At 59.3% G+C, this 25,793-nt stretch carries 25 protein-coding genes; 19 read left to right on the forward strand and 6 right to left on the reverse strand.

The features are described 5' to 3' along the window. Window positions 1–69: 69 nt before the first annotated feature. Window positions 70–273, reverse strand: coding sequence for a hypothetical protein (locus tag G9Q84_RS24855; protein ID WP_143499427.1), 204 nt, complete (start codon window positions 271–273; stop codon window positions 70–72). Here G9Q84_RS24855 and G9Q84_RS24860 point away from each other — a divergent pair. The 13 genes from G9Q84_RS24860 (at window position 272) to G9Q84_RS24920 (ending at window position 15,595) form a co-directional block, all read left to right on the forward strand. Continuing rightward, window positions 272–2,209, forward strand: a complete 1,938-nt coding sequence (locus tag G9Q84_RS24860) for a bifunctional 5-dehydro-2-deoxygluconokinase/5-dehydro-2-deoxyphosphogluconate aldolase (RefSeq protein ID WP_032885777.1) — start codon at window positions 272–274, stop codon at window positions 2,207–2,209. The genes G9Q84_RS24855 and G9Q84_RS24860 overlap by 2 nt on opposite strands. 177 nt (window positions 2,210–2,386) lie before the next feature. After that, window positions 2,387–3,280: a myo-inosose-2 dehydratase gene (gene iolE / locus G9Q84_RS24865; protein WP_181644242.1), complete on the forward strand. Its 894-nt coding sequence runs from the start codon at window positions 2,387–2,389 to the stop codon at window positions 3,278–3,280. Further along, window positions 3,277–4,065, forward strand: a complete 789-nt coding sequence (iolB, locus tag G9Q84_RS24870; RefSeq protein ID WP_122681417.1) for a 5-deoxy-glucuronate isomerase — start codon at window positions 3,277–3,279, stop codon at window positions 4,063–4,065. The genes iolE and iolB overlap by 4 nt, the downstream gene beginning before the upstream one ends. A 24-nt stretch (window positions 4,066–4,089) precedes the next feature. Then, window positions 4,090–4,905, forward strand: coding sequence for a TIM barrel protein (locus tag G9Q84_RS24875; protein ID WP_122764324.1), 816 nt, complete (start codon window positions 4,090–4,092; stop codon window positions 4,903–4,905). A gap of 10 nt (window positions 4,906–4,915) precedes the next feature. After that, complete coding sequence (iolD, locus tag G9Q84_RS24880) at window positions 4,916–6,847, forward strand: 3D-(3,5/4)-trihydroxycyclohexane-1,2-dione acylhydrolase (decyclizing) (protein WP_181644243.1); 1,932 nt, start codon at window positions 4,916–4,918, stop codon at window positions 6,845–6,847. A gap of 19 nt (window positions 6,848–6,866) precedes the next feature. Then, window positions 6,867–7,877: a bifunctional inositol 2-dehydrogenase/D-chiro-inositol 1-dehydrogenase gene (iolG, locus tag G9Q84_RS24885; protein WP_032885784.1), complete on the forward strand. Its 1,011-nt coding sequence runs from the start codon at window positions 6,867–6,869 to the stop codon at window positions 7,875–7,877. Between the two features lie 135 nt (window positions 7,878–8,012). Further along, window positions 8,013–9,041, forward strand: a complete 1,029-nt coding sequence (locus tag G9Q84_RS24890; RefSeq protein ID WP_095185947.1) for a Gfo/Idh/MocA family protein — start codon at window positions 8,013–8,015, stop codon at window positions 9,039–9,041. Between the two features lie 128 nt (window positions 9,042–9,169). Next, window positions 9,170–9,346 (forward strand): hypothetical protein, encoded by a 177-nt coding sequence (locus G9Q84_RS24895; protein WP_163033238.1) that lies wholly within the window; start codon window positions 9,170–9,172, stop codon window positions 9,344–9,346. 48 nt (window positions 9,347–9,394) lie between these two features. Beyond that, complete coding sequence (locus G9Q84_RS24900) at window positions 9,395–10,330, forward strand: sugar ABC transporter substrate-binding protein (protein ID WP_122754346.1); 936 nt, start codon at window positions 9,395–9,397, stop codon at window positions 10,328–10,330. Window positions 10,331–10,395: 65 nt separating this feature from the next. After that, window positions 10,396–11,949: a sugar ABC transporter ATP-binding protein gene (locus G9Q84_RS24905; protein WP_032885787.1), complete on the forward strand. Its 1,554-nt coding sequence runs from the start codon at window positions 10,396–10,398 to the stop codon at window positions 11,947–11,949. Window positions 11,950–12,007: 58 nt separating this feature from the next. Continuing rightward, complete coding sequence (locus tag G9Q84_RS24910) at window positions 12,008–13,030, forward strand: ABC transporter permease (protein ID WP_032885788.1); 1,023 nt, start codon at window positions 12,008–12,010, stop codon at window positions 13,028–13,030. A gap of 381 nt (window positions 13,031–13,411) precedes the next feature. Further along, a complete protein-coding gene (locus G9Q84_RS24915; RefSeq protein WP_010564800.1) occupies window positions 13,412–13,816 on the forward strand; it encodes a TraR/DksA family transcriptional regulator in 405 nt (134 codons plus the stop codon). Between the two features lie 546 nt (window positions 13,817–14,362). Continuing rightward, on the forward strand, window positions 14,363–15,595 hold the full coding sequence (locus G9Q84_RS24920; protein ID WP_371260699.1) for a methyl-accepting chemotaxis protein: 1,233 nt from the start codon (window positions 14,363–14,365) through the stop codon (window positions 15,593–15,595). A gap of 57 nt (window positions 15,596–15,652) precedes the next feature. Here the strand turns inward: G9Q84_RS24920 and G9Q84_RS24925 are convergent, their stop codons facing one another. From G9Q84_RS24925 to G9Q84_RS24935, 3 genes are all read right to left on the reverse strand, one after another. Beyond that, a complete protein-coding gene (locus G9Q84_RS24925; RefSeq protein WP_032885790.1) occupies window positions 15,653–15,889 on the reverse strand; it encodes a DUF2789 domain-containing protein in 237 nt (78 codons plus the stop codon). 72 nt (window positions 15,890–15,961) lie between these two features. Further along, window positions 15,962–16,192: a hypothetical protein gene (locus tag G9Q84_RS24930; RefSeq protein ID WP_032885791.1), complete on the reverse strand. Its 231-nt coding sequence runs from the start codon at window positions 16,190–16,192 to the stop codon at window positions 15,962–15,964. A 114-nt stretch (window positions 16,193–16,306) separates the two neighbouring features. Continuing rightward, window positions 16,307–16,573 (reverse strand): hypothetical protein, encoded by a 267-nt coding sequence (locus tag G9Q84_RS24935; RefSeq protein WP_163033237.1) that lies wholly within the window; start codon window positions 16,571–16,573, stop codon window positions 16,307–16,309. A 420-nt stretch (window positions 16,574–16,993) separates the two neighbouring features. On the opposite strand from G9Q84_RS24935, the gene G9Q84_RS24940 reads away from it, so the two are divergent. After that, window positions 16,994–17,443 carry a hypothetical protein gene (locus G9Q84_RS24940; protein WP_032885792.1) on the forward strand — a complete coding sequence of 150 codons (450 nt, stop codon included), beginning with the start codon at window positions 16,994–16,996 and terminating at the stop codon, window positions 17,441–17,443. 132 nt (window positions 17,444–17,575) lie between these two features. Next, window positions 17,576–18,577, forward strand: a complete 1,002-nt coding sequence (locus G9Q84_RS24945) for an ABC transporter substrate-binding protein (RefSeq protein ID WP_181644244.1) — start codon at window positions 17,576–17,578, stop codon at window positions 18,575–18,577. Between the two features lie 68 nt (window positions 18,578–18,645). Here the strand turns inward: G9Q84_RS24945 and G9Q84_RS24950 are convergent, their stop codons facing one another. Both G9Q84_RS24950 and G9Q84_RS24955 read right to left on the reverse strand, forming a co-directional pair. Beyond that, window positions 18,646–20,772 carry a TonB-dependent receptor gene (locus G9Q84_RS24950; protein ID WP_181644245.1) on the reverse strand — a complete coding sequence of 709 codons (2,127 nt, stop codon included), beginning with the start codon at window positions 20,770–20,772 and terminating at the stop codon, window positions 18,646–18,648. Window positions 20,773–20,867: 95 nt separating this feature from the next. After that, entirely contained in the window at window positions 20,868–21,257 is a 390-nt protein-coding gene (locus G9Q84_RS24955) for a DUF2946 domain-containing protein (protein WP_095185943.1), read from the reverse strand. 91 nt (window positions 21,258–21,348) lie between these two features. On the opposite strand from G9Q84_RS24955, the gene G9Q84_RS24960 reads away from it, so the two are divergent. From G9Q84_RS24960 to G9Q84_RS24975, 4 genes are all read left to right on the forward strand, one after another. Next, the gene (locus tag G9Q84_RS24960; RefSeq protein ID WP_032885797.1) at window positions 21,349–21,786 is read left to right on the forward strand and encodes a DUF3995 domain-containing protein; all 438 of its coding nucleotides are present in this window, start codon (window positions 21,349–21,351) and stop codon (window positions 21,784–21,786) included. A gap of 237 nt (window positions 21,787–22,023) precedes the next feature. Then, window positions 22,024–24,525 carry a TonB-dependent siderophore receptor gene (locus tag G9Q84_RS24965; protein ID WP_181644246.1) on the forward strand — a complete coding sequence of 834 codons (2,502 nt, stop codon included), beginning with the start codon at window positions 22,024–22,026 and terminating at the stop codon, window positions 24,523–24,525. A gap of 147 nt (window positions 24,526–24,672) precedes the next feature. Next, window positions 24,673–25,002 carry a hypothetical protein gene (locus tag G9Q84_RS24970; protein WP_032885840.1) on the forward strand — a complete coding sequence of 110 codons (330 nt, stop codon included), beginning with the start codon at window positions 24,673–24,675 and terminating at the stop codon, window positions 25,000–25,002. Window positions 25,003–25,097: 95 nt separating this feature from the next. Beyond that, the gene (locus G9Q84_RS24975) at window positions 25,098–25,541 is read left to right on the forward strand and encodes a GNAT family N-acetyltransferase (protein WP_181644247.1); all 444 of its coding nucleotides are present in this window, start codon (window positions 25,098–25,100) and stop codon (window positions 25,539–25,541) included. Window positions 25,542–25,793: the final 252 nt, after the last annotated feature.

The raw sequence follows: 25,793 nt of genomic DNA on the forward strand, positions 1-25,793 counted from the left end.
GGCGTGTTCGTCTGATGCGCTGGTGGGTGGCGCAAGTCTACAGGGTAGGCGCAAAAAAATACCCCGGCATCACGGCCCCGGTGGGCTGCTGAAACGATGCACGCGGGCTAGGGTGCCATTATGCTGGCTTATTGGAAAAAATATTCCACTAAAAATAATTCTGGAATAAATATTGATTGAGCCCGCTGAACGTTCTAGTCTGCTCTCACCAAGAGCGTGAGCCGTCACCACGGCGGCACCACGCAGGCTGATAAAAATAACAGGAGCCAGCATGGGCCAGACTCGTTTTGCCAGTGGGCGTCAATTGGATCTGATTTGCCTCGGGCGCCTGGGCGTCGACCTCTACGCACAGCAAGTAGGTGCGCGGCTTGAGGACGTGTCCAGCTTCGCCAAATACCTCGGCGGTTCCTCCGCCAACATCGCCTTCGGCACTGCGCGGTTGGGCCTTAAGTCGGCGATGCTGAGCCGCGTGGGTGACGATCATATGGGTCGCTTCCTGGTGGAATCCCTGGCCCGCGAAGGCTGTGATGTCAGCGGTATCAAGGTCGACCCGGAACGGCTCACTGCCCTGGTGCTGCTGGGCCTCAAGGACCGCGAAACCTTCCCGTTGGTGTTCTACCGCGAAAACTGCGCCGACATGGCCCTGCGCGCCGAAGACATCAGCGAAGCCTTTATTGCCTCCAGCAAAGCGCTGCTGATTACCGGCACGCATTTCTCCACCGACGGTGTGTACAAGGCCAGCATCCAAGCGCTGGACTATGCGGCCAAGCACAACGTCAAGCGCGTGTTGGATATCGACTACCGCCCTGTGCTGTGGGGCCTGGCAGGCAAGGCAGATGGCGAGACGCGTTTTGTCGCGGACCAGAATGTCAGCCAGCATGTGCAGAAAATCCTGCCGCGTTTCGACCTGATCGTCGGCACCGAAGAAGAATTCCTGATCGCTGGCGGCAGCGAAGACCTGCTCACCGCGCTGCGCACCGTGCGCGAACTTACGCCCGCCACGCTGGTGGTCAAACTAGGGCCGCAGGGGTGCACGGTCATCCACGGTGCGATTCCTGCGCGCTTGGAAGACGGCGCGATCTACCCTGGTGTGCGTGTGGAAGTGCTCAATGTGCTGGGCGCTGGCGATGCATTTATGTCGGGCTTTCTCAGCGGCTGGATCAATGACGCCAGCGACGAACGTTGCAGCCAACTGGCCAATGCCTGTGGCGGCCTGGTGGTCTCGCGCCACGCTTGCGCTCCGGCCATGCCGACGCCAGCCGAGCTTGATTACCTGTTCAACAGCCCGGTGCCGATCACTCGGCCGGACCAGGACGTGACCCTGCAACGTCTGCACCGTGTCAGCGTGCCGCGCAAGCAATGGAAGCAACTGTTTATTTTCGCCTTCGACCACCGCTGGCAATTGGTCGACCTGGCGCAAAGAGGCGGCCAGGATCCGGCACGCATCAGCGATATCAAGCAGCTGTTTATCCAGGCCATCGAACGCGTGGAAAAAAAGCTCGCCGAGCAGGGCGTTGCCGCCGATGTGGGGTTGTTGGCCGACCAGCGTTTTGGTCAGGACGCGCTCAACGCCGCCAGCGGTCGTGGCTGGTGGATCGCCCGCCCGGTGGAAGTGCAGAACTCGCGGCCCTTGGCTTTCGAGCATGGCCGTTCGATTGGCAGCAACCTGATCGCCTGGCCTCAGGAACAGATCATCAAGTGCCTGGTGCAATTCCACCCGGATGACGAACCCTTGCTGCGCCTGGAACAGGAAGCCCAGCTCAAGGCGGTGTACGAGGCGTCCCTGGTCAGCGGCCATGAATTGCTGCTGGAAGTCATCCCGCCCAAGGATCACCCGTCCACCTACCCGGACGCGCTCTACCGCAGCCTCAAGCGCCTTTACAACCTGGGCATCTACCCGGCGTGGTGGAAAATCGAGGCGCAGTCGGCCGAGGACTGGAAAAAGCTCGATGAACTGATCCAGGAGCGTGACCCGTACTGCCGTGGCGTGGTGTTGCTGGGCTTGAATGCCTCGGCTGAGTTTCTCGCTGACGGCTTCCAGCAAGCCAGCCAAAGCACCACCTGCCGTGGGTTTGCCGTGGGCCGCACGATCTTCCAGGAACCGAGCCGTTTGTGGATGGCGGGGGAGATTGATGATGAGACGTTGATTCAGCAGGTACAGGCGACCTTTGAGCAATTGATCAACGCCTGGCGCAGTGCCCGAGGCTAAACCCAGTTCCTAATTTGAAATGCAATCCAATGTGGGAGGGGCGGTGCGACGATTCGACTTGCCCCCGATGGTTGAGTGTCAGACAACACTTCTGTAACTGAACTACCGCTATTGGGGGCAAGCCCCTCCCGCATAAAGCAGATCTCAGTGATACCTGAAAATAATAAAGGTGCAGCCATGCCCGCAATCCGAATTGGCATCAACCCGATCTCTTGGAGCAACGACGACCTTCCGGCCCTCGGCGGTGAAACTCCGCTGAGCACTGCCCTGAGCGAAGGTAAGGAAATCGGCTACGAAGGTTTCGAACTTAACGGCAAATTCCCCAAGGATGCCAAGGGCGTCGGCGACGTATTGCGCCCCTATGACTTGGCGCTGGTCTCCGGCTGGTATTCCAGCCGTCTGGCGCGCCGCTCGGTGGCTGAAGAAATCGAAGCCATTGCCGGCCACGTCGAACTGCTGAAACAAAACGGCGCCAAGGTGCTGGTGTACGGCGAGGTGGCCGATTCGATCCAGGGCTCGCGCATTCGCCTGATCGAACGCCCGCGCTTTCATAGCGAACTGGCCTGGCGGGAATACGCCGACAAGCTCACTGAGTTAGCGCGTTTTACCTTGTCCCAAGGCGTGCGACTGGCGTACCACCACCACATGGGCGCGTACGTCGAATCCCCGCAAGACATCGACGAGTTGATGCGCCGCACCGGGCCGGAAGTCGGCCTGCTGTTCGATTCGGGCCACTGCTACATGGGCGGCGGCGAACCCCTCGACGTGCTGCGCAAACACATTGACCGCGTGTGCCACGTGCATTTCAAGGACGTGCGCAAACCGGTGGTGCAGCTGGCGCGCAACCAGATGTGGAGCTTCCCCGACTGCATCGTCAACGGCACTTTCACCGTGCCCGGCGATGGCGATATCGATTTTGCCGAGTTGCTCGATGTGCTGCTGGCCGCCAAATACGAAGGTTGGCTGGTGGTGGAGGCCGAGCAGGATCCGGCGGTGGCGCCCAGTTATATCTACGCGAAAAAGGGCTATGACACCTTGCGTGCTCTTCTCACTGAGAGGGTTGGACAATGAGTCTGTTGGTCAAAAGCAACAAACGCGGGCAAACCATGGTTGCCTTGGAAGAGGGGCGTCTGGAATACGTAGGGTTCAAAGCCTACCGTCTGAGTCTCGGTGAAACCCTGCCGGTCAGCGCCGGCGATAAAGAGCTGTGCCTGGTGCTGCTCAGCGGTCGGGTGAATATCGACGGCGAGGGCTTCAACTGGCAGAACCTTGGTGATCGCCAGTCAGTGTTCGAGGAAAAGTCCCCGTTCGCCGCCTACTTGCCGCCGGGCACCGATGCCCAGGTCACCGCCTTGAGCGACGTACAAATTGCCGTCTGCGCTGCTCCCGGTGCCGGCGGTTACGAACCGCGCCTGATCCGCCCGCAAGACTGCAAGCGCAGCGTACGTGGCAAAGGCGCCAACACCCGTTACGTGTGCGACATCCTGCCCGACACCTCGCCGGCCCATTCGCTGCTGGTGGTAGAAGTACGCACGCCGTCGGGTCATTCGTCGAGCTACCCGCCGCACAAGCACGACACCGACGATCTGCCGCACCAAAGCTTTCTGGAAGAGACCTACTACCACCAGATCAACCCGCCCCAGGGTTTTGTGTTCCAGCGGGTCTACACCGACGACCGCAGCATCGACCAAGCCATGGCCGTGGAAAACAGTGACTTGGTGGTGGTACCCAAGGGCTATCACCCGGTCAGTGTGCCGTACGGCTACGAGTCTTATTACCTGAACGTCATGGCCGGCCCCAAGCGCGCCTGGCATTTCCACAACGACCCGCAGCACAGTTGGCTGCTTGACCTTTAAAACGGTTCTAGACGGAGAACAACAATGAAGTCGCCTCTACGCTTTGCCCTGAACCGCATGGTCGCGCCCAACCTGTCCCTGCCGGATTTCATCCAATTGGCGGCCGCGCTTCAGTGCGATGCCATCGAAATTCGCAATGACCTCAAAGACCGTGAAATCGAATACGGCACCCCGGCCAGTCGCGTGCGTGAGTTATGCGCGGTGCAGGGCATTACGGTGCTGTCGATCAACGCGCTGTACCCCTTTGATGTGTGGAACGACGAGCGCCGCGCCCAGGCGATCAAACTCGCTACCTACGCCCGTGAATGTGGTGCCCAAGGCCTGGTGATGTGCCCGCTCAATGAACCCGGCGACACGCGCAACGATGCCCAGCGCGCCGCCGGTTTGCGCACTGCATTGAGCGAGCTGGCGCCGATCTTGCGCGAGTACGGGATTCTCGGTTTCGTCGAACCCCTGGGCTTCGAAGAGTCTGCCCTGCGCCGCAAGCGTGTGGCGGTGGACGCAATCAAGTCCATTGGCGGCCTGGATGTGTTCCGCGTGGTGCACGACACCTTCCACCACCACTTGGCCAATGAACATGAGTTCTTCCCGGAGTTGACCGGCCTGGTGCATATCTCCGGCGTGGAAGATGCCGAGGCGCCGCTCAACTCGATCCGCGACGGCCACCGCGTGCTGGTGGGCGAGGGCGACATCCTCGGCAATGCCGCACAGATCGACACGTTGCTCAGCACCGGTTACAGCGGCTACCTGTCGTTCGAGCCATTTGCCACAAGCGTGCATGAGTTGGCGGATATACAGCAGGCGTTGGGGGCAAGCATCGCCCACCTGCAAAATCGTTAAGGGGCGCGACATGACCACAACACGACTGACCATGGCCCAGGCCCTGGTGAAGTTCCTGGATAACCAATACATCGAAGTCGATGGCGTGCAGAGCAAGTTTGTCGCCGGCGTGTTTACCATTTTCGGCCACGGCAATGTGTTGGGCCTGGGCCAGGCGCTGGAGCAGGACAGCGGCGATCTGGTGGTGCACCAGGGCCGTAACGAGCAGGGCATGGCCCACGCCGCCATCGGTTTTGCCAAGCAGCACCTGCGCCGCAAGATCTACGCGTGCACCGCCTCTGTCGGCCCTGGCGCGGCGAATATGCTGACCGCTGCGGCGACCGCCACCGCCAACCGTATCCCGTTGCTGCTGTTGCCCGGTGACGTGTACGCCAGCCGTCAACCGGACCCGGTGCTGCAACAGATCGAGCAGTTCCACGACCTGAGCATCAGCACCAACGACGCGTTCCGCTCGGTGAGCAAATACTGGGACCGTATCAACCGTCCTGAGCAACTGATGACCGCCGCGATTCATGCGATGCGCGTGCTCACCGACCCTGCCGAAACCGGCGCGGTAACCCTGGCGCTGCCTCAGGATGTGCAGGCCGAAGCCTGGGACTACCCTGATTATTTCTTGCAAAAACGCGTGCACCGTATCGACCGCCGTCCGGCCACCGCCGCGATGATTGGCGATGCGTTGGCGGCTTTCCGAGGCAAGCGCAAGCCGCTGATTATCTGTGGCGGCGGCGTGAAGTACTCCGGCGCGAATGCTGCGTTGCAGGCGTTTGCCGAGCGTTTTGATATTCCGTTCGCTGAAACCCAAGCGGGCAAAAGTGCGGTGGTCTCAAGCCATCCGCTGAACGTGGGCGGTATCGGTGAAACCGGCTGCCTGGCCGCCAACCTGCTGGCGCCAGAGGCCGACTTGATCATCGGTATCGGTACCCGCTATACCGACTTCACCACCTCATCCAAGTCACTGTTCAAACATGGCGAGGTGACGTTTCTCAACTTGAATATCAGCCCCGCCGACGCCTTGAAGCTGGACGGCGTGCAGGTGTTGGCCGATGCCAAATTGGCCCTGCAAGCGCTGGCCGATGCCCTCGGCGATTATCGCTCCGGATGGGGCTCGCAGATCAGTGAGGCCAAGGCGCAGTTGGACGCCGAAGTGGACCGTGTGCACCAGGTGGAATACCAGGGTGATGACTTTGTGCCTGAGGTCGACGACCACCTGGACCGCGCTGTACTGCGCGAATTTATCGAGCTGACCGGCTCGTGCCTGACCCAAAGTCGCGTACTCGGCGTGCTCAATCAATCCCTGGCCGATGACGCGATCATCGTGGCCGCCGCCGGCAGCTTGCCTGGCGACTTGCAGCGCGCCTGGCGCAGCAAGGGCGTCAACACCTACCACGTCGAATACGGCTACTCGTGCATGGGCTACGAGATCAATGCTGCCCTGGGCGTGAAGCTGGCCGAGCCGACCAAAGAGGTCTACGCGCTGGTCGGCGATGGCTCCTACATGATGCTGCACTCGGAGCTGGCCACCTCCATCCAGGAGCGACGCAAGATCAACGTAGTGCTGCTGGACAACATGGCCTTCGGCTGCATCAACAACCTGCAGATCGGCAATGGCATGGACAGCTTCGGTACTGAATTCCGCTACCGCGACCCCGAGAGCGGCAAGCTCGACGGCGCGCTGGTGCCGGTGGATTTCGCCATGAGTGCGGCGGCCTACGGCTGCAAGACCTACAAGGTCAGCACCGTGGAGCAGCTTGAAGCGGCCCTGGCCGATGCGCGCACGCAAACCGTCTCGACCCTGATCGACATCAAAGTGCTGCCCAAGACCATGATCCACGGCTACCTGTCGTGGTGGCGGGTAGGCGTGGCGCAGGTTTCCACCAGTGAGCGCACCAACGCAGCGGCGAAAAAACTCAATGAACACCTGGCGAAGGCCCGGCAGTACTAATAACAAGAGGAGTGTTTGTATGTCTTTGAAGCTTGGAGTGATCGGTACCGGCGCCATTGGCCGCGACCATATTCGTCGTTGCAGCCAGACCTTGCTCAACAGCCAGGTGGTGGCGGTGACCGATATCAACCTTGAGCAGGCCGCCAAGGTGGTTGCGGAGTTGAAGCTGGACGCCGAGGTGTATCCGGACGGTCACGCGCTGATCAACTCGCCGCAGGTGGAAGCGGTGCTGGTGACCTCGTGGGGCCCGAGCCATGAAGAATTCGTGCTCGCGGCCATCGCCGCCGGCAAGCCGGTGTTCTGTGAAAAGCCCCTGGCGGTGACTGCCGAAGGCTGCCGCAAGATCGTCGAGGCCGAAGTGGCCCACGGCAAGCGCCTGGTGCAGGTGGGCTTCATGCGCCCGTATGACGAAGGCTATCGCGCCCTCAAGGCCGTGATCGACAGCGGCCAGATCGGCGAGCCGTTGATGCTGCATTGCGCGCACCGCAACCCGACGGTGGGCGAGAACTACAAGACCGATATGGCGATCACCGACACCCTGATCCACGAGTTGGACGTGCTGCGCTGGTTGCTCAACGACGACTACGTATCAGTGCAAGTGGTGTTCCCGCGCAAGACCAGCAAGGCCTTGGCCCACCTGCGTGACCCGCAGATCGTGCTGCTGGAAACCGCCAAGGGCACCCGTATCGATGTGGAAGTGTTTGTGAACTGCCAGTACGGCTACGACATTCAGTGCGAAGTGGTAGGGGAGACCGGCATCGCCAAATTGCCGGAGCCTTCACAAGTGCAATTGCGCAGCGGTGCCAAACTGTCGAACGCAATTTTGATGGACTGGAAGGACCGTTTTATCGGTGCCTATGACGTGGAGTTGCAGGCCTTCATTGATAGCGTGCGCGCCGGGCAGGTCGGTGGGCCGTCGGCGTGGGATGGGTTTGCGGCGGCGGTGGCAGCGGATGCGTGTATTGAGGCGCAGGGCAGTGAGCAGATTGTGAAGGTGAGCTTGCCGGATCGTCCGCACTTCTACGGCTAACACTCGGTCAATGTGGGAGGGGGCTTGCCCCCGATAGCGGTGGGTCAGCAATAAATTTGTTTCTGATCCACCGCTATCGGGGGCAAGCCCCCTCCCACAGTTGATTGGGTTTCCAATTCAACTCAGGAGTTGATCATGCGAATCGGACTAGTCGGCTACGGCCACGGAGGGCGCTTTTTTCATGCGCCGCTGATTGCGACTTTGCCGGGTGCGACGTTTGTCGGCGTGGTGACGCGCTCACCAGAGCGGCGCCAGCAATTAAGTACTGATCTTCCAGGTGTGAAGGCCTTTGACAGCATTGGCCAGATCGTCGAAGCCGGTGTCGATGCGCTGGTCATTTCCACCACCCTCAAGGGCCGCCCGGCGCTGGTGCTGGAAGCCATCGAACACGGTGTGGCGGTGGTCAGCGACAAACCCTTTGCTGCCAACGCTGAACAGGCCCAGGCGTTGATCACCGCTGCCGAACGCCATGAGGTGTTGCTCAGCGTCTATCAGAACCGGCGCTGGGACTCGGATTACCTGACCTTGCGCAAGCTCATCGACGCCGGTGCACTGGGCACCATCACTCGTTTCGAATCCCGCGTGGAACGCTTCAGCCCTCAAGCGGTGGGCAATGCCAGTGGCGGGGGGTGGCTGCGTGATCTGGGCAGTCATCTGGTGGACCAGGCGCTGCAACTGTTTGGCCCAGTGGACCGGGTGTTCGCACAATTGCACTACACCGCCGAACACCCCAGCGTCGACCACGGTTTCTTCATCTCCCTGACCCATGCCAACGGAGTTATTTCCCATCTGTGGGGCAACGCCCTGCAAAACAGCCAGGCCCCGCGCTTTCGGGTGAGTGGCACCTTGGGTTGTTACACGGTGGACGGGCTGGATGGCCAGGAAGAAGCGCTGATGGCGGGCAAATCGCCGAAAACCGAAGGCGAGCACTGGGGCGCCGAGGAGCACCGCCGCTGGGGCTGGTTTGAGCAAGGTGATGAGCGTGAACGGGTGCCTTCAGAAAAGGGCTGCTGGACGCAGTTTTACCGGCAACTGCAAGCGGCCGTGCAAGGGCAGGGACCCTTGCCGGTAGATGCCTATGACGCGCTGGAAACCACCCGTATATTGGACGCCGCACGCCTGAGCGCCGAGCGTCAGCAGGTGGTTTCAACAAAAATAGAATAAAATTCTAAAACAGGTTGATATGGAAATTATTTTCCAATAAAGTCTTTTCCAGGTTGCATAAAGTACGTCTTGGGCTCGACCCCGGCGACTCAACAAAAACAAGATCAAAAACAACCAGGTACCGTCAGATGAAAATCTTCAACGCTGTACTGCGAGTTTTACGCCCTGCCCACACGCCCCGCGGTCTGCCCCGCGCCCGGCCGTTCTACTTCTCCTTCCTTAATGTGCTGTGCGTCGAAAACCAAGGCGCGCTGGTCTGCTGCATTCCTGGCGCCCCGGTCGTTCGACTGCCCGCCGAGCTCTGATAAACGCAACGTCCAAAAAACCAACAAGAAAGTGGAGACAGACCGTTCATGAAGACCCCGATCCGTTTTACCGCGCTGGCTTTATCCATGATGCTGGCCAGCGGTTTTGCCAGCGCCGCCGACATCAAGGTCGGCGTGAGCATGTCCGCGTTCGATGACACCTTCCTCACTTACCTGCGCGAAGACATGGATAAGCAAGCCAAGTCCTATCCCAAGGGCGACGGCGTGCAGTTGCAGTTCGAAGACGCCCGCGCCGATGTGGTCAAGCAACTGAGCCAGGTCGAGAACTTTATCAGTCAGAAAGTCGACGCCATCATCGTCAACCCGGTCGACACGGCTTCCACCAAAAACATCATCAACGCCGCGACCAAGGCGGGCATCCCGCTGGTGTTCGTCAACCGCCGTCCGGACCAGAAAGACCTGCCCAAGGACGTAGTGGCCGTGACCTCCGATGACGTCGAGGCCGGCAAGCTGCAAATGCAGTACATCGCTGAAAAACTCGGCGGCAAGGGCAAGATCGTGATCCTGCTGGGCGACCTGGCGAACAACTCCACCACCAATCGCACCAAGGGCGTGAAGGAAGTGTTGGCCAAGTACCCGGACATCAAGATCGAACAGGAGCAGACCGGTATCTGGCTGCGGGACAAAGGCATGACCCTGGTCAACGACTGGCTGACCCAAGGCCGCGAGTTCAATGCTGTGTTGGCCAACAACGATGAGATGGCGATCGGCGCATCCATGGCCTTGAAATCGGCCGGCAAGGAAAAAGGCAGTGTGCTGATCGCGGGGGTCGACGGTACGCCGGACGGCTTGAATGCGATCACCAAGGGTGACATGGCCGCCTCCGCGTTCCAGGACGCCAAGGGCCAGGCGGTGGGCTCGGTGGAAGCGGCGCGCAAGATGGCCAAGAAAGAGCCGGTCGAGCAGAACGTGATCATCCCGTTCCAACTGATCACTCCGGAAAACGTCGCCAAGTTCAAGTAGCCCAGACATAACAACAATGAACCGGCAGGGCGGTCGTGCCCGCCCTGCTGATGGAGTACCTCCCTATGCTCGCTCAAGCCGTTGTCTCGCAGCCTCCCGGTATCCAGCCGCTGGCGCAGGAAGAACCCTACCTGCTGGAAATCGTCAACATCAGCAAAGGCTTTCCCGGCGTCGTCGCCTTGGCCGACGTACAACTGCGTGTGCGCCCCGGCACAGTGCTGGCGCTGATGGGCGAGAACGGTGCGGGTAAATCGACCTTGATGAAAATCATCGCCGGTATCTATCAGCCGGATGCTGGCGAAATCCGTCTGCGCGGCAAGCCCATCGTCTTTGAAACACCCCTGGCGGCCCAGAAAGCCGGGATCGCGATGATCCACCAGGAACTCAACCTGATGCCCCATATGAGCATCGCCGAAAACATCTGGATCGGCCGCGAGCAGCTCAACAGCCTGCACATGGTCAACCACCGCGAAATGCACCGCTGCACCGCCGAGTTGCTGGCGCGCCTGCGCATCAACCTGGACCCCGAGGAACACGTGGGTAACCTGAGCATCGCCGAACGGCAGATGGTCGAGATTGCCAAGGCCGTGTCCTACGACTCCGACATCCTGATCATGGATGAGCCGACTTCGGCCATTACCGAAAAGGAAGTGGCCCACCTGTTTTCGATCATTGCCGACCTCAAGTCGCAGGGCAAAGGCATCGTCTACATCACGCACAAAATGAACGAAGTGTTTGCCATCGCCGATGAAGTGGCGGTGTTCCGCGACGGCCATTACATCGGCCTGCAACGTGCTGACAGCATGAACAGCGACAGCTTGATCTCGATGATGGTGGGTCGCGAGCTGAGCCAGCTGTTCCCGGTGCGCGAGACGCCTATCGGCGAGTTGCTGATGTCGGTGCGCGACTTGACCCTGGATGGCGTGTTCAAGGACGTCTCCTTCGACCTGCATGCTGGCGAGATCCTCGGTATTGCCGGGTTGATGGGCTCGGGCCGTACCAACGTGGCGGAAACCATCTTTGGCATCACCCCAAGCAGCAGCGGGCAGATCACCCTGGATGGCGCGCCGGTACGCATTACCGACCCGCACATGGCCATCGAGAAAGGCTTTGCGCTGCTGACTGAGGACCGCAAGCTCAGCGGCCTGTTCCCGTGCCTGTCGGTGCTGGAAAACATGGAAATGGCGGTACTGCCGCACTATTCGGGTAACGGTTTTATCCAGCAGAAAGCCCTGCGTGCGCTGTGCGAAGACATGTGCAAGAAGCTGCGGGTGAAAACCCCGTCTCTTGAGCAGTGCATCGACACCTTATCCGGTGGCAATCAGCAGAAAGCCTTGCTCGCCCGGTGGTTGATGACCAATCCGCGGTTGCTGATCCTGGATGAGCCGACCCGAGGCATCGACGTCGGTGCCAAGGCCGAGATTTATCGCCTGATCTCCTTCCTCGCCAGCGAAGGCATGGCGGTGATCATGATTTCCTCGGAGCTGCCTGAAGTGCTGGGCATGAGCGACCGGGTGATGGTGATGCACGAGGGTGAACTGATGGGCACCCTGGACCGTGCGGATGCGACCCAGGAAAAAGTCATGCAGTTGGCCTCCGGTATGACCGTAGTCCACTGACGAACAGCCGTGCGGGCCTGCGGTTGGTCCGCACCATAGAATAAGAAGGTGATTGGCTATGAACGCGATAACAGACAACAAGCCTGCCACGGCACCGGTCAAGAACCGGCGGCGACTGCCCACCGAGCTGAGTATCTTCCTGGTGCTGATCGGCATCGGGCTGGTGTTTGAGTTGTTCGGCTGGATCGTGCGTGACCAGAGCTTTTTGATGAATTCCCAGCGGCTGGTGCTGATGATCCTGCAAGTATCGATCATCGGCCTGCTGGCCATCGGGGTGACGCAGGTAATCATCACCACGGGGATCGACCTGTCTTCGGGCTCGGTGCTGGCGCTGTCGGCGATGATTGCCGCCAGTTTGGCTCAGACTTCTGACTTTTCCCGGGCGGTGTTCCCGTCGCTGACCGATCTGCCCGTGTGGATTCCGGTGGCGATGGGGCTGGGTGTGGGGCTGCTGGCAGGGGCGATCAACGGCAGCATCATTGCTGTCACCGGTATCCCGCCGTTTATCGCGACACTGGGCATGATGGTTTCGGCCCGTGGTCTGGCGCGTTATTACACGGAAGGCCAGCCGGTGAGCATGCTCTCGGACTCGTACACGGCTATTGGTCATGGCGCGATGCCGGTGATCATTTTCCTGGTGGTGGCGGTAATCTTCCATATCGCCCTGCGCTACACCAAGTACGGCAAGTACACCTACGCCATCGGCGGCAACATGCAGGCGGCGCGGACCTCGGGGATCAACGTCAAGCGTCACCTGATCATCGTCTACAGCATCGCCGGCCTCCTGGCAGGCCTGGCAGGTGTGGTGGCTTCGGCACGCGCCGCCACGGGTCAGGCGGGCATGGGCATGTCTTATGAGCTGGACGCGATTGCGGCAGCGGTCATCGGCGGCACCAGCCTGGCGGGCGGGGTAGGGCGTATTACCGGTACGGTGATCGGCGCGCTTATCCTTGGGGTGATGGCCAGCGGGTTTACCTTTGTGGGGGTGGATGCGTATATCCAGGACATCATCAAAGGCTTGATCATCGTGGTGGCGGTGGTGATCGACCAGTACCGCAATAAACGCAAACTCAAACGCTGACGCGGTACAAACTGTGGGAGGTGCGGTGCGACGATTCGACTGAGGGCAAGTCGAATCGTCGCACCGCACCTCCCACATTTAATCATCAACAGTCTGTTTCAACCGTTTGTCTTCTCTATAGCTCCACAACACTGAATTTCTTGCTATAAACGCACTCCGATAACCATTCGCCAAGCCCGTCCTGGTGCCTTTTGGGGTTGTATCGGTAAAAATGCCTGTCTTTTCAGTTGCTGCGCCCTCAAGTCGGCCTTAGACTGCCGCCCCTCGTAAATTGAGTGCCGGGTGGCGCTTGGAATGGATGGCGCCCTTCCGAGACCTGCAGAGGTCGGCCGGAACGCTCCCTTATTCGCCTTAATGCACGTATTTTTTATAGAGAAATCAATGACAAAGGAAAAGTTGCTGGCCATGCCGGCGGATGACTACATGAATGCCGAACAGCACGCTTTTTTTGAGCAATTGCTGCAAGACATGAAAGTGGAGCACCACGAGCGCATTGAACAGAACCGTATCGCCATTGAAAGCCTGGACACTCCGGCTGACCCGGCCGACGCCGCTTCCGTTGAAGAAGAGCGCACCTGGCTGGTAAACGCCATCGACCGCGACCAGCGCATGCTGCCGCAGCTTGAGCGTGCACTGGAACGCATCAAGGAAGATTCCTTTGGCTGGTGCGATGACAGCGGTGAGCCTATCGGCCTCAAGCGCCTGTTGATCAGCCCGACCACCAAGTACTGCATCGAAGCGCAAGAGCGCCACGAGCAGATCGACAAGCATCAGCGCCAAGCCTGATGCGGTGAAGCTGGGGGCCGCCCGCGCGGTTCCCCAGAGAAAGACCCCCGTTACGCCCGTCTATTGATCTGCTGCAGCCCACCCCACTAAAGGCCCATGGATAATGGCCCGATAGTGGCGTTAAATGCAGACACAATAACGACAAGCAGTGGGGTAATGAAGATGGCTGGAGACGGAACTCTGATGGGCGCAGCAGTGCCACCCCAAGCGGTGGTGCGCGGGTTGCCCGGCTGGTTGATGCCGCTCTTGCAGAGCACTGCCCTGGTGCTGGTACTGCTGGGCCTTGCTTATGCCAGCCTGCCGTTGTACCTCTGCCTGCCACTGGCCTTGCTGGTCATCTGGTTGCCCCGCCTGAAAAGTCCCAAGCCTGTGATCGAGCAGTCTGCCGCCATCGATGCGATAGGCGAGCTGACCCGCGACCTGTCCTATACCACCAGCCATAACGCACTGTCCGCCGCCGGAGTGGCCTATTCGGTCAAGCAGCTGGCTGCGCGCGTGCAATCGCAATTGAGCGCCGCCAAGCAGATTGTCAGCAGTGCCGAAGTGATGATCGGCACCGAAAAAGTCACTTCCCAACTGAGCCGCGAGGCTTTGGATGCTGCCAGCCAAGCCCATCAGCGCAGCACTGAAGGTCGTGAAGTTCTGGCCCAGTCGATCATCCGCATGCACCAGCTCAGCCAACGTGCCAATGCTAGCCGCGAGTTGATCGAGGCCTTGAGCCAGCGCAGCGAAGAAATCCAGCGCGTCACCCTGGTGATCCAGTCCATCGCCAGCCAGACCAACCTGCTGGCGCTTAACGCCGCCATTGAAGCGGCGCGGGCGGGCGAGCATGGGCGCGGGTTTGCCGTGGTGGCGGACGAAGTGCGTGGCCTGGCCGGTCGTACGGCCACCGCCACCGATGAAGTTGGGTTGATGGTGGCGGATATCCAGCAGCGCACGGCTCAGGTGGTGGAGCAGATTCGCCAGTTGTCCGCGGACTTGCACACCGGTGTCGAGCAGGTGGAGCAGGCTGGCGAACAACTGCACAGCATCGCCAGCCTGGCGGCGGATGTGGAAGGGCAGGTCAATGAGATCGCCCAGGGCGCCGACACCAACCGCGCCCAACTCGACAGCCTATTCCACGCCGTTGAACAGATGCGCAGCGACCTGGATATAAGCGACCAGCAAACCCGCCAATTGGCCGACGCCGCCGTGCAAATGGAAGGGCAGGCGGAAACCATCAGCGAACGCCTCGCCGAGGTCGGGCTCGATGACTATCACCAGCGTGTCTACGACCTGGCGCGGGAGGGGGCTGGCCGCATTGCCGAGCAGTTCGAGGCGGATGTGCAGCAAAACCGCATCAGCCTGGACGACCTGTTCGACCGCAGCTACACGCTGATCCCCAAAACCAGCCCGAGCAAGTACCACACGCGGTTCGACGGTTATACCGACCAAGTGTTGCCGGCGATTCAGGAAGCGCTGCTGCCACGTCACGAAGGGTTAGTGTTTGCGATTGCCTGCACGCCCCAAGGCTATGTGCCGACCCACAACAACGCGTTTTCCCAGGCGCTGACCGGTGATACCCAAGTCGACGCGGTGCAGAATCGGACCAAGCGCAAGTTCGACGACCGCACCGGGATTCGTTGCGGCAGCCATCAACAAGCGGTGTTGTTGCAGACCTACACCCGCGATACCGGCGAGTTGATGCACGATTTGTCGGTACCTATCATGGTCCGTGGGCGGCATTGGGGTGGCTTGCGTCTGGGCTATAAGCCGGAGGCGGCGAAGGCTGTGCGTTAGGCACGGTTACAGGTAGGGCAAGCGGCTGCGAGCCGCAGGCCGCCTGCGTCGAGTGGGTTACTGCGGTTGATGCAGGCGCTGGTTGAGCTCATCTACGGGGATGGCCCAGTCAGCGTCTTCACGCAGTTCTTCCTTCAGAAACTGAGCCTGTTGCGGCGTCCAGAACGGTGCGTCGATCAACTTCACGTCGTCACTCAGCGGGTGCGCGACAATGAAGGCGTCGATGGCTTGCGGCGACGAGTCCAGGCCCAGTTGTTCGAATAACGTTTCGAGTGTAGGTATTGGCGCGTCCATATCGGTCTCCCTGCAGGTTTCTGGATGGTTATGCATGGGAGGCTTGTGGCGCGGTAGAGTTCGATCGGATTGTCAGGAGGTCAGCGCGCCTGAATCCACCGCAGTCTTGAGCGCCTGGGCGGATTCTTTTCCAGCGATGGCGGCGGAATCCAGCGTCTTGAACCAACGGTCCTTTTCCACCTGATGCGTGGTGACAGTGGTCAACGGTGGCTTGGCGCGCATCACGATCACTGCTTGAAACTCACCGTCTACTTCCCTTGCGTCGCCGTGGATGAAAAATTCGCCAATATCAAATTCCGTCACGTATAGCCTTCCCTTCGAGGTAACCAACTGCACTGATGAAACCTGACCCGAACGGGGCCAATTTCAATGGACAGGCCAGTATGGCAGTTGTTGAGGGGTGGCGGCGCAGTAAAGTCATCCGGGTGACGAAACGATCCCCCCGAGCAGGGAGGCCTCCAGCCGCTTGGCCAGTTCACAGGCCTCGATGTGGTCGCTGCGAAAGCCTTTGATCCTGCCGCTGGTCACTTCGCGGATATGAAAGAAGTTTCTTCCGGCGGGTACTACTTGGTAAAGAACTGATTGAGGGTACCCGTTGGGACTGTGCAAGCAGTAGTATGGATGTTCGTCCTGCCATGATGAACGAGTGCTGGAAGGCATAGCGTTGTATTGGCGTCGTTGCATGGTCAGCTCCTGTCGATCGATCTTTGTTGACCCAGCAGCAGCGTTACAGGTGGTTTTAACCTGTGTTGCTGTTTTAGTATTGTCGTCGGCAGTTGGCGTCTGGTTCCACGCCGAGGCGTTTTTTGTTTGTATACGCTGTCGGAAACTGCGTTTTTAATAGTGTTATTTTCTGAAGCGGGTCGACCAGTATTCTCTGGTTATTGAACCTGTGATCTCCTGCGATTCGCGATGACCTTGCATGAGGCCCATCGTGTGCGTCTGCACTAGTCTCCTGGAGCGCAGCCGCGAGATCTTCTTCAGTTTTTTCTATGATTGTGTTGTGTGATCGAGCCGAGATGGCCGTTTTTTTGTGCTGCCCGCTCTGGCGGACAGCGCTCTTTTCGATGTGGGGGCGTTTCCTTGGCAGTCAGTAATCTGGATATGCACGCGTTGTTCGTGCTGGGTGATTTGCGCGCAAAGTTGGTCAAACAGTTTCAATCCCGTTTCGTTTACATCACTGAGCAGACGCCGGAAGGCATCTACATCGCCGAAATAGACACGGAAGCGGCGATGGTCGTAGATGACAAGCCGCGCTTGGAACTCAAGGTGGGTGACCATTTTCGTGCCGCGGTATTGCCCAGTCGCGAAGGTGGCAAGTTCGAACTCAAGTTCCGCGATATCAAGTTGACGGTGTATGGCCTGGGCGACTATGCCTTTGTGTCGACGGCCGAAGGTCACGGCATCGTCTTCAAGGAAGGCCATAGCGTGATGCTGGTGTTTGCGGCCAATGAACAACTGCAGGAAGGCCTGACCAAAACCCTCAAAGCCGTGACCGGGAAGGCCGCCAAATGGCGCAAGGGTGAGCTGGTAACGTTCAAGGCCAGCGAATAGCCAACAAATACTGCGAACATCTCCTATCTCCCGGAACCTCTACTACAGTTGAGTTGACTTAACTATTCAGAGGCTTCGCGCATAGCAGCAAAGCCGTCCGCTGTTTGCTGCGATATCGCGAGGTGCAAGGGCATGAAAGGATTGAGAACGCTGTTGGCTGCGTCGTTTACGGCCCTGAGTCTGTCTGTCTCAGCCGCGCAGGCGCCGGTACACTTTGCCGACCTGAACTGGGAAAGCGGCAGCCTGATCACCGAAATACTGCGGGTGATTGTCGAGAAGGGTTACGACCTGCCCACCGACACCTTGCCCGGTACCACTATTACGCTGGAAAGCGCCCTGGCCAAGAACGACATTCAGGTCATCGGCGAAGAGTGGGCAGGGCGCAGCCCGGTGTGGGTCAAGGCCGAGGCCGAAGGCAAGGTTGTCGGCCTGGGCGATACGGTCAAAGGTGCCACCGAGGGTTGGTGGGTGCCGGAATACGTGGTCAAGGGCGATCCCGCCAAAGGCATCAAGCCTCTGGCACCGGACCTTAAAAGCGTAAAAGACCTGGCTCGTTACAAGGACGTGTTCAAAGACCCGGAATCCCCAGGCAAAGGACGCTTCCTTAACAGCCCCATCGGCTGGACCTCGGAAGTGGTCAACAAGCAGAAGCTCAAGGCCTATGGCCTTGACGACAGTTATGTGAACTTTCGCAGTGGTTCGGGGGCGGCACTGGATGCCGAAATTGCCTCGTCGATCCGCCGTGGCAAGCCGGTGCTGTTCTACTACTGGTCGCCGACGCCCTTGATGGGCCGCTATAAGTTGATCCAGCTGGAAGAACCACCGTTCGATGCCGAGGCCTGGAAAACGCTGACGGATGCGGATAATCCTGATCCGAAGCCTACGCGGTCTTTGGCGTCCAAGTTGAGCATCGGTGTGTCTACCCCGTTTCAGAAGGAACACCCGCAGATTGCGGCTTTTTTCGAGAAGGTCGAGTTTCCGATTCAGCCGCTGAACAAAGCCTTGGCGACCATGAGCGAGAACCACACACCGCCACGTGACGTGGCTCAGGCGTTTATGAAAGAACACCCTGAAGTGTGGAAGGCTTGGTTGACGGAGGATGTGGCGGGGAAAGTTGAAGCCAGCCTGAAATGATCCGTAATGTGGGAGGGAGCAAGCCGAATCGTCGCACCGCACCTCCCACATTGTGAACACGTTGCTGTTTAGAACTTGGTTTGCACCGCCACTTCAAAGGTCCTCGGCGAACCGAGGTAGTAAGCCGGCGATACATGCGCAAACTCGGCATACACCTCATTGGTCAAGTTGCGCACCCGCCCAGTCACCGACGTGTGCGCATCCACGTTGTAGCGCAGGAACGTCCCGAACAGGGTGTAGGCAGGGACGGTCATCGTGTTGGCATTATCTGCGTACACCTCGGCGACATACCGCGCATCCACGCCGCCTTGCCAGTCCTCGGCGAAATCATAAGTCATCCACACATTCCCCACGCGCTTGGGCACGTTGGTCGGCGTATTGCCTTTACGCGAAACCACTGCGCCGCTGGCGATTTTCTCGTTGAACTCGTCGTACTCCGCATCCACCCAGGCGAAGTTGCCCTCTGCCAGAAGCTTTGGTGTGATGCGCAGCGAACTCGCCAACTCGATGCCCTTGGACGACTGCGCGCCGACCGGGATGCTGGTGGTCGGGTCCTGTGGGTCGGTGACGGCAAAATCCTTGCGCTCAATCCTGTAGGCGGCCACGGTCGCCGAGCCACGCCCGTCCAAGTAGTCAAACTTGCTGCCCACTTCCCACTGCTTGCCGGTCGAGACGTCGAACACCTGAGTGGTGGTAGTGGGCTGCTCGGCGGCGGTGCTGTATTGCACGTAGAAATTGGCTGAGGGGATGAACTGGTACGTCAGGCCCACGCGGCCTGTCACCGGCTCCCAACGGCGCTTGAAGTGCCGTGGGTTAGTAGCCGTGACAACGCGGTGGTTGGTCACATCCAGGTCGATGGCGTCGTAACGCAGGCCGCTGAGCAGCGAGAGTTTATCGGTTAGGCCCAGTCGGTTTTCCACGAACAGTGCTTTGGTGGTGACTTCATTAGTCTTGTCCTTACCGAACTTTTCCTGGGTTCGCGGGATGTCGTAGAAGTGCCCGGGATTGAAGTCGTTTGGATCCACCGTGCTGTTACCCGGCATATTCCAGGGCGTGCTGGTGGTGCTGTTGACCTTGTACTCAAAGCCGCCGGACCAAGTGGTCGACAGGCCGAACAGGCTGTCGTCATGGCGCAGCTCGAACTGGTTGCCGTTCTGTTCGCCTTGATGGCGCACTTGGTAGGCTGTGGACCGGTTCACCGCGCTGTTATTGGTGGTGTACTGGTAGGTCTCCAGGTTGCGGTAGTCGCGCTGGCTGTCGAGGTGGTAGAGGGTGTTTTTCAGCGTGGTGCTGTCGTTGATCCGGTAGTCGATAATCGAGCGTGCCCACAGCGTGCGCTGTTCATAACGACCGTCTGCCACGTTGTAGTTGTTGAAGCGGTTGTGTGTGTCGATCTTCAGCTCGCCGGCCTTGGGGTTGAGCACCGGTGTACCCCAATACGGGCTGTCTTCGTGTTCATCCTGATACTCCAGGGCCAGGGTGTGTGACAGGTCGGGAGTGAGGTCACTGAGCAGGGAAAACGCCAGGCTCCAGGCATCGCGCTGAGCGCGGTCGATGTAGCTGTGATTGGTATTGCGGCTGACATCCAGGCGCGCATAGTGCTGCACCTCGGCATCCGTTTCGGTCAACGCTTGGTTCACGCCAAAAGCCATGCCGGCCGTGTCGTAGCTGCCATAGGTCAGTTGGCCTTCGGCGGCTTGGTCCTCACGGGTCGCCAACTTGGTGACGTAGTTCAGTGAGCCGCCCACGGAGCCAGCGCCGTTGATCAAGGAGGAGGGGCCGCCGACCAGTTCCACCCGGTCATAGATCCACGCATCCACGGGACGCGCCAGGCCGGTGGCGACGTTGATCCCATTGAACATTTGGGTGATCTGGCTGCTGGTAAATCCACGATAAGACACAAATCCACCGAAACCCGGCGGTGCGCTGGCGTTGACGCCGGGCAGGGTGTTGGCTGCATCGCGGAAGGTCTTGGCGCCATGACGCTCGATATCGTTGCGATTGGCTATGGCCACCGACGCCGGGGTTTCCCGCACGCTCAATCCCAAGCGCGAAGCCACGCCGCTGGACTGATCCAGGGACAGGCCAGGCTCGGCAGTTGATTCTCCATCAATGGTGGTCGGGGCCAGCTCAATGGCCCAGGCGCAGACAGGCAGGCAGCCGAACAGGCCCGCCAACAGGGGTAAATGTTTCATAGTTGAATCCTGAAAAACTTGGCTTGAAAGCAATGCACAGCCGTCCGTATCTCCTTGGAAAAACGGTGGCCGGTGCAGATCGGAAAGCGAAGGGATCAGGCGAAGGCAGGAGGCGCGCGCGGGTTAGCCGCGGGCCAGGTGAAGCGAGCAGGGATGTCGGCGGCCAGCACAATGGCCGGCGGTGGCGCATGGGGTTGCGGCAACACCGCCACATTCAGGCTGGAACTGAGCGCCGGTCCCATCCCGCCGGAGGAGCACAGCGGACAACCAAACGCCTTGGACAGCGTGGGCAGGTTCTCATCGGTGGAGTTGGACGGCTGGGGCGCCTGGGTACGCGGGTCCACGGTACAGAACTGACCGCCGATGCCATTGAGCTGCATCCCCACCATCTGCCCATGACCAATACTGCAGACGAACACATTGAACAGGACGCAGCAATACAGCATCCAGGCAATGAGCGAGCGGTCGGCACGGGCGAATTTCATGGGGCGGCACTTTAGCATCAGCTGCCGACGAAATGCCTGCAAAAAATCTCTGGGCGACTATCCTGTTTCGCACCTTTAAGGAGAGCCAGCCATGAGCTTTGTCATCGCGCGGTGGATTGTCGGCATTTTTACCTGCATCAGCATGGTCCACCTGTACTGGGCGGCGGGAGGCAAACTCGGCAGCCTCGCCGCCATCCCCCAACTCCCCGGCGAATTCGCCAGCGGGCCACGCCCGGCGTTTAAACCGTCGGCATTGGGCACTTTTCTGGTGGCGATGGGGCTGGTGGCGATTGCGCTGCTCGTGTGTCTTCGGGCTGGGCTTTATTTCTCGCCAGTGTCCCATGGGGCATTGCAGTGGGGGATCAGCGCGATTGCCTTGGTGATGTTTGCCAGGGCGATTGGGGACTCGGAGTTGGTCGGGTTTTTCAAGAAAGTCAGTGGGTCGCGGTTTGCGAGTATGGACACCTGGTTTTATTCGCCTTTGTGCCTGGCGTTGGGGGTAGGGTTGTTGGTGGTGGCGTGGGGGTGATGGACGGATCGCTTTTTTCAGATCCCTGGATCATGACTGGATGAAGTACCAGTTTTGAACCAGAGGAATTCGTGGGAGCCCACCCATGTCCTGGCAGAGGGCTACACAAAAAAGCGGTCCAACTGATTGCATCAGTACACGGGGAAAACTTTCTCAGATAAAAACCGATCTCATTCTTGCCCGATTTGCGGACATGGCCGTCATGGTTAATAGAACTTCTATTACGCAGGATTTCCCATGTCGCGCCTCGCTCGTCCCTTGCATCCACTGGCTCTGTCAGTGGCGATGGCTTTTGCCGCAGTGCCGTTGCTGAATGTCCAATCCGCCTTTGCCGAAGAAAGCAGCCGCGCTGTGCGTAGCTTCCAGATCCCGGCCGGTGACTTGAGCCAGGCCCTCAATAGCCTGGCCGAGCAGGCGGGGCTGGTGTTGGCCTTTGATGCAAGCTTGACTCGGGGCAAGCGTAGCAATGGCTTGAGCGGGCAATACGACACCGATGTGGCCCTGAACCAACTGCTTGCCGGCAACGGCCTGCAAGCCTTGAAGATTTCCGCCGACCGCTACCGCCTGGAAGCTATCCCGGATAACGGCGGCGCCATGGAGTTGCAGCCCACCACCATCAGCGCTGCCTACCAGGCTGAAAGCCCCACTGGACCAGTGTCCGGCTATGTGGCCACGCGCAGCCTGTCGGGAACCAAGACCGACACCGCGCTGATTGAAACCCCGCAGTCGATCTCCATCGTGACCAGAGACCAGATGCGTGCGCAGAACGCCGAGAGCCTCAACCAGATCCTGCGCTACAGCGCCGCCGTGGTCCCGGAAACCCGTGGCGCTACCGCCTCGCGTCTGGACCAATTGACCATCCGCGGATTTGCTCCGGCCACCTACCTTGATGGCCTGCGGATGCCATCGAGTCGTGATGCCTTGCCGCAAAAAGACGCCTTCGACCTGGAGCGTGTTGAAGTGCTGCGCGGTCCGGCGTCGGTGCTCTACGGTCAGGGCACACCGAGCGGGGTAATCAACATGGTCACCAAGCGCCCGCTGGACACGCCGTTTCATGAAGTGGGCGTCGAATACGGCACCTTCGACAAGAAACGCACCACCTTCGATTTGAGCGGGCCGATAGACGATCAGGGCGTGTACTCCTACCGTGTTGCCGGACTTTTCGACGATGCCGATGGTCAGGTTGAACACACCGAGACCCGCCGCCAGTCGCTGTCGACCGCGTTCACCTGGCGCCCGGACGATGCCACGTCGCTGACGCTGCTCGGGCATTTTCAAAAGGACCCCAAGGGCGCGTCCTACGGATCAGTCCCCGCCTGGGGCTCGGTATTGCACAGTCCAACCGGGCGCAGCATTGATGTGGATTTCTACGACGGTGAAAAGAACTTTGAGAAGAGCGACCGCGAGTATTACTCCATCGGCTACGCCTTCGAACATCACTTCGATGACGTGTGGACCGTACGCCAAAACGCGCGTTACCTGCGCAGTGAAGGCCAATACCGTAGCCTCTACAGCAACTACCTGCTGACGGATTATCGGACTATCCGCCGTTCGACTATCGCCACTGATGTGGACATGGACGCTTATACCCTCGACAACCAGGTCCAGGCCAAATTCGACACGGGCCCGTTGCAGCACACCTTGCTGATGGGGCTCGATTATCAGAACACCAGCACCGACACCCTGTCCGGCTCAGGCACCTACACTGCCGGGCCAACCCTGGATATTTTCAACCCGGTCTACGGCGCAGCCGTTGCGGTACCGGCGTACACCACCGACGGCACGTCGCGTAGCGAACAGACCGGCGTCTACCTGCAAGAGCAGATGAAGTGGGATAAGTGGGTGTTGCTGCTGGGTGGTCGTTATGACTGGGCCAGCACCGAGAGCAGCACCAAAACTCTTCGCACGGGCGTCAAGAGTCAATCCTCGCTGGACAGCAAGGCCTTCACCGGTCGTGTCGGCCTGGTCTATCTCTTCGATAATGGCTTGGCGCCGTATGCCAGCTATTCGGAATCCTTCAACCCGCAGTCGGGCACCGGGTATGGCGGCTCGGTGTTCAAGCCGACCGAAGGTAAACAGTATGAAATCGGCATCAAATACCAGCCGCCGGGCAGTAACAGCTTTATCACGGCGGCGATATTTGACCTGCGCCAGAGCAACGTACTGACGACCGATCCGGACCCGACGCACCTGTGCGGTACCGGTCGTTGCCAGAGCCAGGACGGCGAAGTGCAATCCCGTGGTTTTGAGTTGGAAGGCAAGGCCAGCCTCAATGACAACTTGGACATCACTGCGGCGTACGCGTACCTGGATAACCGCATCAGCAAGTCCAACAATACCGTGCGCTATGCACCCATCAGCGACATCGGCGTAGGCCCGGCAATCAACGCAGAGGGCACCACCACTTACGCGGTTCCGCGTCACACCGCCTCGGCGTGGGCGGACTACACCTTCCATGACGGCAACCTCAAGGGTTTTGGTGCCGGCGCCGGTGCGCGTTATGTCGGCTCTTCGTGGGGCGATACGGCTAACACCCTGAAAGTACCGGGCTACACCTTGTTCGATGCGGCGGTGCACTACGACATCAAGAACATCGTCAACCTCAAGGACAACCTGCGCCTGGCGCTGAACGCTACCAACCTGGCGAATAAAGAGTATGTCGCGTCGTGCTATTCCTACTCGTGGTGCTGGTATGGCTCGCAGCGCACGGTGCAGGCGAGTGCGACTTATCAGTGGTGACTGCCTGCGACGTTGTATGGGTGAACGCTGTGTGGCGAGCGTACTCGCCAACAACCCGTTCACTCGATAAGGCAATTTAATGGCCCCTTTGTAACAAAATTCTCGCCAGAATCGCTTTTATTTTCAGGTGGTTAGGCGGGGATGAAGATGCGCAATGTTGGAATCATGCTGATCGCCTGCTCCCTGGCAGGGGGCGCGGCTGTCGTGCAGGCACGGGAGCTGCGCGAGGGTGACAAGTACATGTGCAGTTGGGGCGCTGGCACCGCTGCCAGGGCCCAGGAACTCAAGCTGTCGGGGGTGTCGTTGTACGCCGCTCGGCAGAAGATCCAGACCCTCAAGTTCAACAAATCCTGGATGCGCATGATGGCCATGGGCATCACCGAACAGACCTACGACAGCCGTTCACGCCTCAAGCCGGAGGCGATCCGCCAAAGCTTCTACCAGGATTGCGTACGCTACAAAGTGGCGCGTAAATAGGCCTCGGCCACCAGCACTCGGCTTACAAAACCATCCCAACCCCTGGCTTCTCATTTGTCTACAATTGCGCCTTTATCCAAGGACGGGGCGCCAGTATGCAAACCACTATCCGGGTAGCGACGCAGGACGATGTCGCCACGCTCTTCGCCATCCGTACGTCTGTGGTGCAAAACCATTTGAGCGTTGCGCAGATGGCCGACCTGGGCATTACGCCCCAAGTTCTGGCCGAGAGCATTCGTGACGCGTCCTGTGCATGGATCGCTGAGGTAGACGGTCAACCTGCAGCCTTTGCGATGGTCGACCTGGCCGAATGCGAAGTGTTTGCGATGTTCGTACTGCCGACTCACGAGCGTCTCGGCCTCGGTCGGAAACTGATGGCTGTTGCCGAAGCCGTGTTGTTTGAACACCACACCACACTGTTTCTGATCACCGACGGGCGTGACCACATTCGTGCAAACGGTTTTTACCAACGCCTGGGCTGGTCGAAAGTAGGGCAGGTTGAGTGTGACGACGTGCGCTACGAAAAAAACAGGGTGTAATCACGCGTGGACCCATCGAAGGATGCGTCGTTATTTTTATTAATAACCCTTTTTTATAAGTGGAAATATACCCGGTAGTTGCACCAAAAAGTGGCACTTGTATCCGTCACTACCCTAAAAAACATGTGGTTATTGAAGGACTTACAACACTTCCAATCCGACGAAAGGATTGAAATAGTCTTGTTACACGTTTTTACAGTCGTTACTATAGCCGGGCGTTCACCTCCCACGGTTTATGCATTTTTAAATCCC

Origin of the sequence: Pseudomonas sivasensis (genome assembly GCF_013778505.1) — a bacterium.
Classification (GTDB): domain Bacteria; phylum Pseudomonadota; class Gammaproteobacteria; order Pseudomonadales; family Pseudomonadaceae; genus Aquipseudomonas; species Aquipseudomonas sivasensis.